The organism is Selenomonas sp. F0473, assembly GCF_000315545.1.
Classification (GTDB): Bacteria; Bacillota; Negativicutes; order Selenomonadales; family Selenomonadaceae; genus Centipeda.
Genome location: NZ_JH992902.1, coordinates 1,166,771 through 1,179,821 on the forward strand (window position 1 = coordinate 1,166,771; position 13,051 = coordinate 1,179,821).

Below are 13,051 nucleotides of genomic sequence, written 5' to 3' on the forward strand. Positions count from 1 at the left end.
CTCGTATGATGTCTATCGTCCCTTCGCTATAGTTCTTAAAGGGCGGAAATTTCGTCCTGGATTTTCTTCACTTCGTTTAATTCGTCAATGTATGCCGGTTTTCCTTCTTGCATCATTTCTTCCGCGCGCCGCGTGTGCCGGGCGAGCAGGGCGGCGAGATACATCCGGCGAAAGGTCTGCAGCGCGTCCCGGTAGGCCTCTTCCGTATGCCCCTCCTCCACAAGCGCGCGCGAGATCTCCGCTGCCGCGGCAGGATCCAGGCCCGCGGTAAACGCCGCGTCGAGCGTCCCCCCCGCCTCCGTATGCGCCGCCGCGCGTCGGAGAATATCGCCGAAAAGGTCGTCCGGAAATTCCGACAGCGGCACTGCGTCCGCAATCTCCGCGAGCAGGGCGGCATCGTGCCAAACGGCGGCGACAAGCTCGCGGCCCGCGCGCGCCGCGGCCTCGTTCCGGCGGCGCGCGGCGGGCGGCGCGGCGCCGGCCCGTGCCGCGGGCGCCGCGGCGGCCGCCCCGCCCCGCCGCAGGAACTGCTGCAGCGCGTCCGCAACGACTCCTTCGTCGAGGAAGAATGCGGCCGCCGCCTTACGCACATAGGCCGCGCGCGTCACGCCGTCAAGTTCGGCGAGCACGGGCAGCATCGCGCGAAGCGCCGCGCGCTGCCCGTCGACGCCCCGCGCCATGCCGCCGACAATGTGGCGCAGACGGTATTCCGGCGCGGGCACGGCGGTATCGACGACGCTGCGGAACGCCTCCGCACCGTGCGTGCGAATGTATTCGTCGGGATCCTTCCCGTCCGGGAGCAGGAGGACGCGCACCTCCGCCGCATGGCCGCGCACGGCCGCGAGCGCCCGCAGCGTCGCCTCCTGCCCCGCCGCGTCGCTGTCATAGCAGAACACAATGCGCGGCGCGCGCCGAAGCAGCAGCGCCGCATGATCCTCGGTAAACGCCGTACCGAGGGTAGCGACCGCGTTCGCGACGCCTGCCTCCGCGACCGCAATGGCATCCATATAGCCCTCGACCACAATCGCGACGCCCTCCTGCACGATGGCGCGGTGCGCGCGGTCAAGGCCGAAGAGGAGCTTCCGCTTGTTGAACACGGGCGTCTCCGCCGTATTGAGATATTTCGGCATCGCATCGCCGAGCGCACGTCCCCCGAAGCCGACGATACGCCCGCGCTCATCCGCGATCGGGATGATCACGCGGTTGCGGAACCGGTCGTACACGCCGCCGCTGCGCTCGCGCGCGGAGCAGAGCCCCGCTTCCACGAGGAGTTTTTCGGAAATACCGCGCTTTTGGAACGCATCCGAAAGTTTCGACCATGCGTCGGGGGCAAAGCCGAGCGCCCAGCGTTCGATGGTCTCCTCCCCGACGCCGCGTCCCGCGAGGTATTCTTTTCCCGCCGCGCCGTAGCGCGTGCGCGTGAGGCAGTTATGAAAGAAGTCCCGGGCAAGCGCGTTCACGCGCCGCAGATCATCGAGCGCCCGCAGGCGCGCCTCGGCGCGCGCGTCGCGTTTCCGCTCGGGCATCGGAATGCCGAGCTGCTCCGCCTGCCGCTTGATTGCCTCAAACGGCGTGATATGCTCCATGAGGGATATGAATTTGAACGCGTCGCCCCCCGCGTGACAGCCGAAACAGTAGAAGAACCCCTCGGCGGGCACGACGGAGAACGACGGCGTTTTTTCCTGATGAAAGGGACAGCAGCCCCAATAGCGTCCGCCCTTGCGCTTCAGAGGAACATAGCCCTGCACGACGGCAAGGATGTCGGTCTGCGCGCGCACCTGCTGCACGAACGCCTCCATCCTCGGGTCTTTCATGCGGTACTCCTCTATATCGGTTGTATACTCATCTCGCCGACGGGCGGCACAAAGATCTCGTGAAAGAGCGCGACGGCATAGCTGTCGGTGAGCCCCGCCACATAGTCGACGACGCACTGCTGCGTCCCCCAGCGCTCCGCGCGAACGACAAACGCACGCGGCAGCGTGTCAAAATGCTTCATAAAATGCGCGACAAGCGCCCGCAGGACAAACCCCGCCTGCGCTCTCTCGTGGGCAAGCGTCTTGGAATGGTAGATGCGCTCGAACATAAAGCTGCGAAAGATATCCATCACGCGCTGTGTCTCGGGTGAAAACGCCGCGTCGCCGCGTTCCTCGGACGTGACGATCATATCCGAGACCATGCGCGTGATCATCGCGGACGCATCCGCGCCGAAACACGCGATCACCTCGCGCGGCAAATCGCTCGCGTGCAGCAGCCCCGCGCGCAGGCTGTCGTCATAGTCGTGGCAAAGATATGCGATGCGGTCGGCAATGCGCACGATCCGCCCTTCAAAGGTGGAAGGCATCCCCTTGCCCGTATGGTTCAGGATGCCGTCTCGCACGGCGCCCGTGAGGTTCAGCCCGCGCCCGCCGCGCTCGAGTATCTCCACCATGCGAAGGCTCTGCTCGTTGTGGGCGAAATGTCCCGTGATCTCCGCCATCACCGCCTCGCCCGCATGGCCGAACGGCGTGTGACCGACGTCATGTCCGAGCGCGATCGCCTCCGTGAGATCCTCGTTGAGCCTGAGCCCGCGCGCAATCGTGCGCGAGATCTGTGCGACCTCGAGGCTGTGCGTCATGCGCGTGCGGTAATGATCGCCCGCGACGATGTAGACCTGCGTCTTGTGCTTGAGGCGGCGAAACGACTTGGAATGCAGAATGCGGTCGCGGTCGCGCTGGAACTTCGTACGGAACGGACACTCCTCCATCGGCCGGCTGCGGTGCGCGTCGGCGCTGCGCGCGGCGAGCGGCGACAGCAGCTCGTCCTCCTGCGCCTCGAGGCGTTCGCGGACGGTCATAACGTCACCTACTTGATCACCATCACGGGAATCTTGGATTCCTCGATGACCTTTTGGCTCACGCTGCCGATCAATACGCCCTTGAGGAGGCCGAGCCCGCGGCTGCCCATGATGATGATGTCGCTGCCCTCTTCCTGCGCAACCGCAAGGATCGTCTTGGCAATATTGCCCGTCTTGACGTGCTTGCGCGCGGCGCGTCCCGCGGGGATCTTCTCCCAGATGCGGTCAAAGACGATGTGGCTCGGAATGTCCTTGTTGATGTTGCTCGCAACATAGACGAAATCGAGCTCCGCATCGCATTTCTCCGCGAAGAACAGCGCCTCGTCCACCGCCTTGCAGCCGCTCACCGAGCCGTCGACGGGCACGAGGATCTTCTTGATCTTGCTCATCATAATCCCTCCTAGTCGTTTCTTCGTCTGCATTGATAAATAGGGTTTATCAGTATATTTCGATGATTGGATCGGGAAATCCTCTCTCCTCGAAAAAAAACCTGCGCTAGAGCAGATCATGCTCGGCAAAGCTGTAGTAGCCGTCGGCGCCGAGCACAATGTGGTCGATCACGGGGATGCCGAGCAGTCTGCCCGCCTCGGCGAGCGTGCGCGTAATGCGCAGGTCTTCGGCGCTCGGCGCCGGATCCCCGCTCGGGTGGTTGTGCACGAGAATGATATGCGCGGCGGCGCAGCGGATCGCGGGCGTGAAGACCTCGCGCGGGTGGACGAGCGTATGGGTGAGCGTGCCCTTCGAGACCTCCGCCACCATGATGATCTCGTTCTTTGCCGTCAAAGGGAGCACGATGAAATGTTCGTGCGGCGCGCTGCGGTACTCCGGCAGGAGGAGGTCGGCGACCGCCCGCGCCTCGTCCACACGCGGCCGCCCCTGCGCGCGGCGCTGCGCCCTGGCGCCGAGTTCGAGCGCCGCGAGCACTGTCGCGGCCTTCGTGAGACCGATCCCGTCGATGCGCGCCAGTTCCTGGGCCGGCATACGCAGGAGCTCCGAGAGGCGCCCCTCCGGCAGCCGGGCGATGATCCTGCGGGCGAGGTCCAGCACGTGCTCGCCCCGGCGCCCCGTCCGCAGAAGGATGGCGAGCAGCTCCGCGTCGGTGAGCTGCCCCGCGCCCTTTGCGATAAGGCGCTCGCGCGGGAGCTCGCCCGCGGGCAGGTCACGGAGCTGCATCGTCCTCGAAAAGGCTGATCCCCGCCTCCCGCGCGAGCGCCGCGACGGCCTGCAGCGGCAGCCCGACCACGTTCGAATACGAACCATGGATCTCCTCAATGTACATCGCCGCCCTCCCTTGGATGGCATAACCGCCCGCCTTGCCCATCGGTTCTCCCGTCGCGATATAACGCGCAATCTCCGCCGCGGACATCGGAGCAAACTGTACCGCGGTCACCGCCACATCCGTATAGGCGCGTCCGCGGTAGATCCACGCCACCCCCGTGCACACCTCGTGCCGGCGCCCGGCGAGAAGCTCAATGATGTGCCGTGCATCGGCGGGGTTCTTCGGCTTGCCGAATACGTTCCCCGCGATCACCACCGCCGTATCCGCGCCGAGCACGGCGTGTTCCGGATACGCCGCGGCGACGGCCTCGGCCTTGGCGAGCGCATTGTGTACGACCGCATCGCGCGGCGGCGCCTCCCGCAGCGACTCCTCGGCCCCGCTCGCCACGGCGGCAAAGCGCGCGCCGATCTGGCGCAGCAGATCCCGCCTGCGCGGCGAAGCGGATGCAAGAATAAACATGAGCCCCTCCTGCGTCGTGGAAAAAAATAAAACCGCCGAAATTCGGCGATTTCGCAAATTTCTATATTTTCTATTCGCCCCGCGGGGACTTTTTCCTGCAAGGAATTTTGTCCCTTTTTTTACAGTAAATAACGCAGGTAGATATACGCTGTCGAGAGCAGAATCGTCAGGATCATCAGGGGAAAGCCGATCTTAAAATATCTGACGAACGAGATGTGCACGCCGCGCTCCGTCGCCATGCCCGCAACGATGAGGTTCGCGGACGCGCCCACAAGCGTGCCGTTGCCGCCGAGGCACGCGCCGAGCGCGAGCGACCACCACAGCGGCTCGAGATGATCGATACCCATCGCCCCCATCCCTTGAATCAGGGGGATCATCGTTGCGACGAACGGGATATTGTCGAGCACGGAAGAAACGATCGCGCTCATCCAGAGGATCAGCATCGAGGTGGCCGTCATATCCCCGCCCGTCGCCGAAACCGCGGTCTCGGCAAGGCGCTCGATGATGCCGACCTCAATGAGACCGCCCACGGCGATGAAAAGGCCGATGAAGAAGAAGATTGTCGGCCACTCGACGGCATGCATCGCCTTTTCGACGAGCTGCTCGCTCCCGCCCGCCAGGAGCAGCAGAAGGAAACCGCCCGAGAGAGCGATCAGAGAGGACTCGATATGCGTGAAGGAGTGCGTAAAAAAGCCGAGAATCGTCAGCCCGAGGACGAAGAGGGAGCGCTTTAAGAGCGCATGGTCCCGGATCGCCGTCTTTTCATCCATGCGCATCAGTTTTTCCCGGCGCTCGGGCGTCGTCACGAGGTCTTTATGATAGATGCGCTCCATGATGAAGAGCACGGTGATCATACAGATGATCGCGATCGGCGCGAGATGCTCGATGAACATGACGAACGTCAGCTCCTTGACCGCGCTGCCGATCATGATGTTCGGCGGGTCCCCGATGAGCGTCGCCGTGCCGCCGATATTCGAGGCGATAATCTGCGTCAGGAGATACGGCATCGGGTCGAGCCGCAGGATGCTTGTGATGCTGAACGTCACGGGCACCATGAGAAGCACCGTCGTCACATTGTCGAGGAACGCCGAGAACACCGCTGTGATGAGGCAGAGATAGACAAGGATGCGGCGCGGCTCCGCCTTGGCCGCCTTGGCCGCGCGGATCGCCACGTAGTCAAATAGTCCCGTCTCCTTCGTCACGCCGACGAGCACCATCATGCCGACGAGGAGCCCCAGCGTCTCAAAATCGACATGATGCAGCGCCGTTTTCTGCGAGAGGATGCCGAGCAGCATCATGAGCACCGCGCCGACCATCGCTGCGACCGTGCGGTGAATCTTCTCCGAAACGATCACCATATACATGACGACAAAAATAATTCCTGCGAGCGTATCCATACGGGCGCCTCCTTTTATCGGGGGTGTCGTGTGTGCGGGGGCAGCGCGGTCGCCCGAATCCGCACGCGGCTCCGTTCATTCTATCACAAGGCGCGAAGCGCTGACAAGTTTCCCAACGCATAATTTTCCGCATTTGCACATGAAAAAAAACGCGCCGGACCGGTCCCTCCACCGTTCACACCCGCGTATTTTTCTCTCGCAATACGATTCTGTTGTTCAGAGAATGCCCTCCTCTGCCGCCGCGCCCGCAGCGCCGCCGCACGTTACGTGCGCAGTTCGAGCGCATACGGATCGCCGAAGATCTCACGCGACGCGTCGCTGTGAATATCATCCTCGAGTATTCTCAGCGAGCGGGCGAGCGCTTCGATGTCGAGCTTGTAGGCATTACTGCCGATGCCGTTCAGTTCACGGATATCCTCCCGGTATGCGGGCCGCCGCCCGTACATCCCCGCAACGAGCGCGTCCTCCGTGGCGGGATTGGCCGCCGAGGCACGCACCATCGCATAGATTTGGATCCGTTTCGCCGAGTTGTCCAGCACCGATGCGTGTGATAATACCGACATCACTGCCACCTCATTTCCTTATGAGTATACGGGGAGAGCGCAAAGCCCTCCGGATGAGACACTTCCCTTGTCTCATGTTTATTATAAAATGTTTTCCGGTAATTGAATATAGTTCTTTCTTCCTATTTTTAGGATATTCTCCCCATTTCGAATGAAAATTTTATGAAAATATTTTTTGATTGGGTATTGATTTTCATTATCTTAAGTGCTATAGTATATATAGGCTTTCGTTAGAAACCGTGTTCCGCGGACGGATCATGGTTTTCCAAAGCTCTCCTAAAATATAATACACAGCAAAAACACCCCGCAGCTGCTCATTGCGGGGTGTTTTTGTTGTGTGACGCGCGATCTTGACGCCGCGCAGCAAAATCACGTGTCACGCCGTAGCCTGAGTGACGTGCAAGCCTGGATGTACAGCCAGGCATGAGGAGAATACAAGCGAAGGCGTAAGATCTGCGTCGAGCGCAGTAAAGGGCGTATAACGAAGCTAGACGCCAAAATCCCGCGCCCCACAGCCGTAACGTAAGTGACGCGGAAGATTTGATGCATAACAAGGAATGAGAAAAATATAAAGGAGTCGCAGCAGCAGCGCTGCGTCGACTGCAATATTTTTCGATATGACGCAGTTAGGCGCAAATATCCCGCGTCACGCCTTTGGGATTCGGCAATCCATATTCTTAATATGCCCCGTCAGCCACCGCGCCAAAAAATCCAAAATCTTCAGCAGCTCTTCCTGCTGGTTCTCGTCGATATCGTCGAGGGCGAGGCTGTCGAGTTTTTGGATGAAGCGCAGATGCTGATAGCGCTCGCTGAAGCGCTTGTCATAGTTAATCTTTTCCATATACGCTTCTTCGTTCGCGAAATGCGTCGCGGCATACGCGCGCAGCTCGTTGAGAAGCTCCACGATCTTGTCGTATTTATCCTCCGCCGCATCCTCCATGACGAGCTCGTAGCATTCGTTCGTGAGATCGAACAGCCGCCGATGCTCGGCATCGATCGAATCAATGCCCGTCAAATAGTCGTCCGTGAATTCGTACTTCATTTTCCTCTCTCCCTTATCGATTAGTTCCATCCTTGCAGCGCCCAGTAGCGTTCGACGGCGTCGACGAGCGGATAAAAACCGTGCGCGTCGGCGTCTTCGCGCACCGCGAGGCCAACAAGCCGGAACCGCCCGTCCTCCTGCCGCCGCAGCAAAAGATAAAAATCCCCGGCCGGCAGTAGGCGCCCATATGTGCTGTCGTCGCCCGCAACGGTTGCAGTATAGGTTGCGCCGCCGCTTTCAAGCGCATCGTCACGCATATACGTCTTTGCTCGGACCGTATAGTGCTCCGCAAAGGCGCGCATCTCATCCGCCCCCCACCGCGCCGCACCGTCCGCGCGCGTTACGGGCATGCGATGCTCGTCGAAATAAAAGTCGATCATGCGGCGCGCCGCGTCAATATCGCGCGCACGGCGTTCCTCCATATAGCGCTGCATAAACGCCGCATCATGGCGGAAGAACCAGTCGTCCGGATAGCGTTCATGCAGCGCATTCATATGCTCCGACAGCAGCCCCGCCGCATTCCTGTGCATACTGAGGAGCACGCCGTCCACATCGACAAACTCCTCAAAGAGCGCCTGATCTTTTGCCGTAAGCGCCGCCGCAATCTGTTCCAGCGCATACGCCGACGTCCGCGCTTTCCTATACTGGCAGTATTGCCATCCCTCAAACAATCCGGCCGTAAGAGCGGCGATCAAAAGGAGCCCGGCCAGTACGCGCAGATATTTTTTCTTCATGAGCCCCTCTCTTTTCCGCCCCTATCGCCGCGCGGCAGACGACGCGGGCCGGGACGCGCCCGCCGCATTGCGCAGCGCTTCGTAAGCGGCCCATTCAAAATGCGTGCGCAAATAGAGGTCGACCCGCTCGCCGATGTATTTCTTGCCCATGAGGTCGGGGTGCAGGCCGTCCGTCGTGTATGCCGCCTCAAGCTGCCCGTCCGCATCCGAGAGTACGCTCGCAACGTCGAGGCAGTACTCCTGCTGCATGATCCAGTTGTTGATATAGTCCCGGTGCGCCCACCAGTCGGACGGCGGCGGCGCGATGTCCATCCGCGCCCGTATGAGCGAGGGGCGGATGGGCGTCGCGGTGAGAAAGATCGGCGTGATGCCGTGCGCCGCGCATTTGTCCCGCAGCGCCGCGAGATTGCGCACGCTCTCCGCGCCGTAGATACCGGAGCGGTAGTCGTTCACGCCGCCCATGATGATCAGCACATGCGGCGCAAAGGGGAGCACATCGCTGTCGAACCGCGCGAGCATGTCGGCCGTCGTATCGCCGCTCCTGCCGAGGTTTTTTACGGGAACGGCGCAGTATGTCTCCCAGTCGTAGAGCGTGTAGGAGGGCGGCAGGGTGATCGCGCCGCCGCCGTGTGTGACGCTGTCGCCGAGCGCCGCAACCGTCGTCGTCCCCGTCACATCGAACGAACCGTAGCCCGACCAGTCCGAGAGCGGCGCGCCGCCCGCCGTCACGGCGCGCACGCGGAAGATATAGTGCCCCGGCGCGCGATAGGCGAGATCGTCATAGACATCGTACTCTCCGCCGCGCAGCGTATTTACGTAGATATCGCGCGTCCCCTCGCGCCGATAGACCTCCACCTCGTGATGCTTCATGCCCGGCAGCGGGATCCACGAGTAGACGGGGTAGAGCGGCGCATACGCCATGTCGTCAAACTCTGTCGTAAGCACGGGTGCGGTCGGATTCTCCTGCTCCCATAGGATCGGCCGCGGCTCCCCCTCCCGGGCGAGCGGCGTACCGTCATAGCCGAGCGGCTGGACCGTCCAATAGAGGCCTGCCGGATCGCCATAGCCCGCGAGCGGTACGACGACGCCCGTCGTGTAGATATACGAAAACAGCGCGATCTGCTTCATGTCCGCATCCCGAACGCCGCTCTTGAGCCGCACCGCATAGCGCACCGCGCCCGGGACCGGCGCCCAGCGCAGGAGTTCCGAGGCGATCTTCCCCTCTAATCCGCCGCTCGCATGATGCGAAGTGCCGCGCGGTACCGCCTTCATCGCCGCGTCCGCCCCCGCGCCGCCGCATAGAACAAAAACGGCGAGGAGCGCACACACGCTCTGCCGCAGCATCCCAAATCCCATTTAATCCTCTTCCACATATTTGACGTATTCTGCGCCGATGGCATCCTTTGCGGCGGCAACGACGGGAGCAAGCAGCGCGCGCCCCTCCTCCCGTGTCGGCGCCGCGGCCGTCACGCGTACGAGCACGCCGTCCTCCTTCGCATAGGTCGCGACCGTCGGGTTCTCCCCGTCCACAAGGGCGCCGAGCCGATCGGCAACGGGCGACTCCCCAACGGGCAGGCCCTTCTCCGCCATCGTATAGAGTTTCAAATTCATCGAAACGAATACCTTATCGCTCTTTGCCCGCAGGAACCGCTCGCACGCCTCGTCGAACATCGGAATCATCTCTTTCGGCGGCCCCGGGAGCATGATGCACGCGCGGCCGTCCTTCTCGATGACGACGCCGGGCGCCGTTCCATTGTTGTTTTGGAGCACGAGCGCCCCCGCCGGCACCGTCGCCTGCTTGCGCATGCTCTCGGTGAGCGGAACGCCGCGCCGTGCGGCACGCTCCTCGAGACGCCGCAGCGCCTCGGCGTCCTCCACGGGACTGCATCCGAAATAGGAGATCAGCATCTCCTTCGTCAGATCGTCCTTCGTCGGACCGAGACCGCCCGTCGTGATCACACAGTCCCCGCGCGAGAACGCGATATCGAGCGCGGCTCTCAATCGTTCGGGGTTGTCCCCGACCACCGTCTGATAGTACGAGTCCAGCCCCATGTGCGCGAGGCGCCGCGCAATGTGCCGCGCATTCGTATTCGTAATGCTCCCCATGAGGAGCTCCGTCCCCACGCTGATGATTTCAACGACCATGTGCCGCCCCCCTAATCTTCCTGTCAATTAATTCCACGTTATTTTACTATATTGGAGATACGTATACAAGCCTATTGGATGGTGCAATTAGGACAAATATGATATTTATATATCTGCAAGAAGGCGTATTTATATTTTTTCATAGGCAAAACCGCACCTCAAATTGCCGACCTGCGATATTTAGTATACCTCGCAGTGAAACGTTATTATCGTCTTTTTGCATACCTGCTTTCAAAAAGGTAAATCCCCCTTTTTCGTCGAATTTATTTTATAGTATTCTCTACTTTTGTCGCAGAAAGGACTTTCCCATGAAAATAACACCGAAACGAATTTGTGCCGCCCTGCTCCCGGCGGCGTTCGTGCTCCCCGCGCTCTTCCCGCTGCATGCGGCGGAGGCCGGCATCGGCGGCGGCATCGGCATCACGTTTCCTACGGGACATCGCAGCGTGCCGTCCGCGCAGCGCGCGTCCTATGCGGGGGTGCGCGTTGGGGATGTCGCGCAGGAGCTGACGGTGGAAGAGAAGGGCGGCCGTCTGCTGCTGAAGCTCAAGGTGCACAACGACGGAGAAAGCCTCTACATGGTGGAGCACCCGACGGGGCAGGACTACGACTTCGCGCTGCTGGACGCAAAGGGCAAAGAGATTTGGCGCTGGTCGGACACGATGGCTTTTACGCAGGCGTTCCAAACGTTTTCGCTCGAGCCGGGCGCGTCGCAGGAATATACGGCGGAGATTGACCGCAAGGCGTATCGGGAGCTCCGCGACAGGGCGGTGCTCGCCGTCGCGGGGCTGACGGATACGGGCGTCTACGTCTCGGCGGAGGTGCCGGACACGACGTCTGGGAGCGGGCGCCGCGGCCCGTGGATTCACGGCGATATCATCTTCGGCAGCGGCGGATGGACGCGCTGGTAACCGCGAATCATTCGAGAAAATAGCGGGAGGAGCGACATAGAAAAAGCCGCTCCATGCGGAGCGGCTTTAAGCGGCACGTTAAACGACTTTAGCGACGAGCGCCTCTTGCAGGACCTTTGAGAAGTTGACGCCCCGCGCGAGCGCCCTATCGTTGAGCCACGCGGGAATGGTCAGCGTCTTCTTGACGGAGCGCGTGTTTTTCGCCAGATCCGCATCAATGCGAATCAGCGTAGGGTACGATGTGTCGGTTGCGGGAATCGACGCCATCGGACGCGGCACGGGGAGCGTATCCCCATGCGCGAGCGATTCGACGATCTCGCATTCAAGCGCCTCTGCGGCGTCGGAGAGGAGCGCGTCAAGCGTATCGTTGAACGCTTGACAACCAGGCAGGTCGGGGAACTCGAGCCACAGGCCGTCGGGGTCTTCGTGAATAATGGCGGGGTATATGTACCGCATCTCTTTCCTCCGTTTCGTTATTTCAGTCCCGTGCGTTTTAGAATCGCACTCAGCAGGCCGCTCGGAATATCCGCGCCGTGCACGGGGATAATCTCTGTTTGGGTTCCTTTTCGCAGTTTATGATGGCTGCCTTTGATGTGAACTTCCTGCCATCCGTTTTCCAGCAGAAGTTTCAGCAAATCTTTATCCCGCATTGCATACACCTCTCGTACAAGCACAGTATAGCACGTATATACGTGTCTGTAAAGGACACTGCTGCAATCCCCCGGGGCAAGTTCTTCTCTATCAATACTGTGGAGCGGCTGGACGTCGGCGGCGGTCTGCGATATAATAAAGGGCAATAATTTTTTGGCAGCGCAGTAGAAACGGCAGGAGTTTTGGAACTTGAAACGGATGATTGTCAACGCGGATGATTTTGGGCGGCACGCGCTCATCAACCGCGCGGTAGAATGCGGCGTACAGAGCGGCGTGCTGCGCTCGGCGACGGTGATGGCGGGCGGCGCGGCGTTTGACGATGCGGCGGAGCTCGCGCGCCGGACGCCCGCGCTCGGCGTGGGCGTTCATCTGACGCTCGTCAACGGCAATCCCGTCCTGCCGGCCGCGGAGATTCCCTCGCTCGTGACAGAGGAGGGCGTCTTCTGCGACAATCATACGCTGTTCGCCGTGCGGCTCCTGCGCGGGCAGATCAATTTGGACGAGGTGCGCGCGGAACTGGCGGCACAGCTGCGGCGCGTGGAGGCGGCGGGCATCCGGCCGACGCATGCGGACAGCCATCAGCATATGCATGTCCTGCCGGGTGTGATCGACGTTGTGCTCGACCTCTGCGCCGCGGCGGGTATTCCCGCGATGCGCGCGCCGCGCGCGCCGATCTTTGCGGGGCATTTCGGCGGCATCGGGCAGCTCGTGGGGCGCGTGGGGCTTTCTGTGCTCGCCCGCCGCGCGGCGGCAAAGGCGCGGCGGTGCGGCATCCGCACGCCCGACCGGTTTGCCGGCATCGTTGCGGGCGAGGCGGTCGATACGGCGGCACTCTGCGGAATCGCCGCATCGCTCGGGGAGGGAACGACGGAGGTTATGGTACATCCCGGTACGGACAACGCCGTGCTGATCCCGGACTGCCGCTGGGATCATGATTTCGAGGCGGAACTGCATGCCGTCTGCGCCCCCGAGGTGCGCGCGGCGCTTGCAGACGCGGAGCCCGTAAATTTCCGCGCGCTCGGCGTTTAGGGGGGAAC

The 13,051-nt window shown here is 61.6% G+C and carries 15 protein-coding genes; 2 read left to right on the forward strand and 13 right to left on the reverse strand.

Features of this window, described 5'->3' with window-relative positions; all coding sequences use genetic code 11:
* Nucleotides 1-35: 35 nt before the first annotated feature.
* The 11 genes from dnaG to HMPREF9161_RS05440 all read right to left on the reverse strand — a co-directional run bounded on the left by dnaG (nucleotide 36) and on the right by HMPREF9161_RS05440 (nucleotide 10,452).
* Entirely contained in the window at nucleotides 36-1,814 is a 1,779-nt protein-coding gene (gene dnaG, locus HMPREF9161_RS05390; protein ID WP_009728675.1) for a DNA primase, read from the reverse strand.
* 11 nt (nucleotides 1,815-1,825) lie between these two features.
* Nucleotides 1,826-2,833: a deoxyguanosinetriphosphate triphosphohydrolase gene (locus HMPREF9161_RS05395; RefSeq protein WP_009728676.1), complete on the reverse strand. Its 1,008-nt coding sequence runs from the start codon at nucleotides 2,831-2,833 to the stop codon at nucleotides 1,826-1,828.
* An 8-nt stretch (nucleotides 2,834-2,841) separates the two neighbouring features.
* Nucleotides 2,842-3,225, reverse strand: a complete 384-nt coding sequence (locus tag HMPREF9161_RS05400; protein ID WP_198002156.1) for a universal stress protein — start codon at nucleotides 3,223-3,225, stop codon at nucleotides 2,842-2,844.
* Nucleotides 3,226-3,328: 103 nt separating this feature from the next.
* A complete protein-coding gene (radC, locus tag HMPREF9161_RS05405; protein WP_009728678.1) occupies nucleotides 3,329-4,006 on the reverse strand; it encodes a DNA repair protein RadC in 678 nt (225 codons plus the stop codon).
* On the reverse strand, nucleotides 3,993-4,571 hold the full coding sequence (locus tag HMPREF9161_RS05410; RefSeq protein WP_009728679.1) for a nucleoside triphosphate pyrophosphatase: 579 nt from the start codon (nucleotides 4,569-4,571) through the stop codon (nucleotides 3,993-3,995). Before HMPREF9161_RS05410 ends, radC begins: the two co-directional genes overlap by 14 nt.
* 119 nt (nucleotides 4,572-4,690) lie before the next feature.
* Nucleotides 4,691-5,968, reverse strand: a complete 1,278-nt coding sequence (locus tag HMPREF9161_RS05415; RefSeq protein WP_009728680.1) for an SLC13 family permease — start codon at nucleotides 5,966-5,968, stop codon at nucleotides 4,691-4,693.
* A gap of 263 nt (nucleotides 5,969-6,231) precedes the next feature.
* Entirely contained in the window at nucleotides 6,232-6,531 is a 300-nt protein-coding gene (locus HMPREF9161_RS05420; protein ID WP_009728681.1) for a hypothetical protein, read from the reverse strand.
* 646 nt (nucleotides 6,532-7,177) lie between these two features.
* The gene (locus tag HMPREF9161_RS05425) at nucleotides 7,178-7,573 is read right to left on the reverse strand and encodes a bacteriohemerythrin (RefSeq protein WP_009728682.1); all 396 of its coding nucleotides are present in this window, start codon (nucleotides 7,571-7,573) and stop codon (nucleotides 7,178-7,180) included.
* 20 nt (nucleotides 7,574-7,593) lie between these two features.
* Nucleotides 7,594-8,307, reverse strand: a complete 714-nt coding sequence (locus HMPREF9161_RS05430; protein ID WP_009728683.1) for a hypothetical protein — start codon at nucleotides 8,305-8,307, stop codon at nucleotides 7,594-7,596.
* Between the two features lie 21 nt (nucleotides 8,308-8,328).
* Complete coding sequence (locus tag HMPREF9161_RS05435; RefSeq protein ID WP_009728684.1) at nucleotides 8,329-9,663, reverse strand: GDSL-type esterase/lipase family protein; 1,335 nt, start codon at nucleotides 9,661-9,663, stop codon at nucleotides 8,329-8,331.
* Nucleotides 9,664-10,452 (reverse strand): molybdopterin-binding protein, encoded by a 789-nt coding sequence (locus HMPREF9161_RS05440; RefSeq protein ID WP_009728685.1) that lies wholly within the window; start codon nucleotides 10,450-10,452, stop codon nucleotides 9,664-9,666.
* 308 nt (nucleotides 10,453-10,760) lie between these two features.
* Between HMPREF9161_RS05440 and HMPREF9161_RS05445 the strand changes: the two genes are divergently transcribed.
* Nucleotides 10,761-11,363: a BsuPI-related putative proteinase inhibitor gene (locus tag HMPREF9161_RS05445; protein ID WP_009728686.1), complete on the forward strand. Its 603-nt coding sequence runs from the start codon at nucleotides 10,761-10,763 to the stop codon at nucleotides 11,361-11,363.
* 78 nt (nucleotides 11,364-11,441) lie between these two features.
* Here the strand turns inward: HMPREF9161_RS05445 and HMPREF9161_RS05450 are convergent, their stop codons facing one another.
* Together HMPREF9161_RS05450 and HMPREF9161_RS05455 are read right to left on the reverse strand one after the other, a co-directional pair.
* A complete protein-coding gene (locus HMPREF9161_RS05450; protein WP_009728687.1) occupies nucleotides 11,442-11,819 on the reverse strand; it encodes a type II toxin-antitoxin system HicB family antitoxin in 378 nt (125 codons plus the stop codon).
* A gap of 17 nt (nucleotides 11,820-11,836) precedes the next feature.
* Nucleotides 11,837-12,013 (reverse strand): type II toxin-antitoxin system HicA family toxin, encoded by a 177-nt coding sequence (locus tag HMPREF9161_RS05455; RefSeq protein WP_009728688.1) that lies wholly within the window; start codon nucleotides 12,011-12,013, stop codon nucleotides 11,837-11,839.
* Nucleotides 12,014-12,203: 190 nt separating this feature from the next.
* Between HMPREF9161_RS05455 and HMPREF9161_RS05460 the strand changes: the two genes are divergently transcribed.
* On the forward strand, nucleotides 12,204-13,043 hold the full coding sequence (locus tag HMPREF9161_RS05460) for a ChbG/HpnK family deacetylase (RefSeq protein ID WP_009728689.1): 840 nt from the start codon (nucleotides 12,204-12,206) through the stop codon (nucleotides 13,041-13,043).
* Nucleotides 13,044-13,051: the final 8 nt, after the last annotated feature.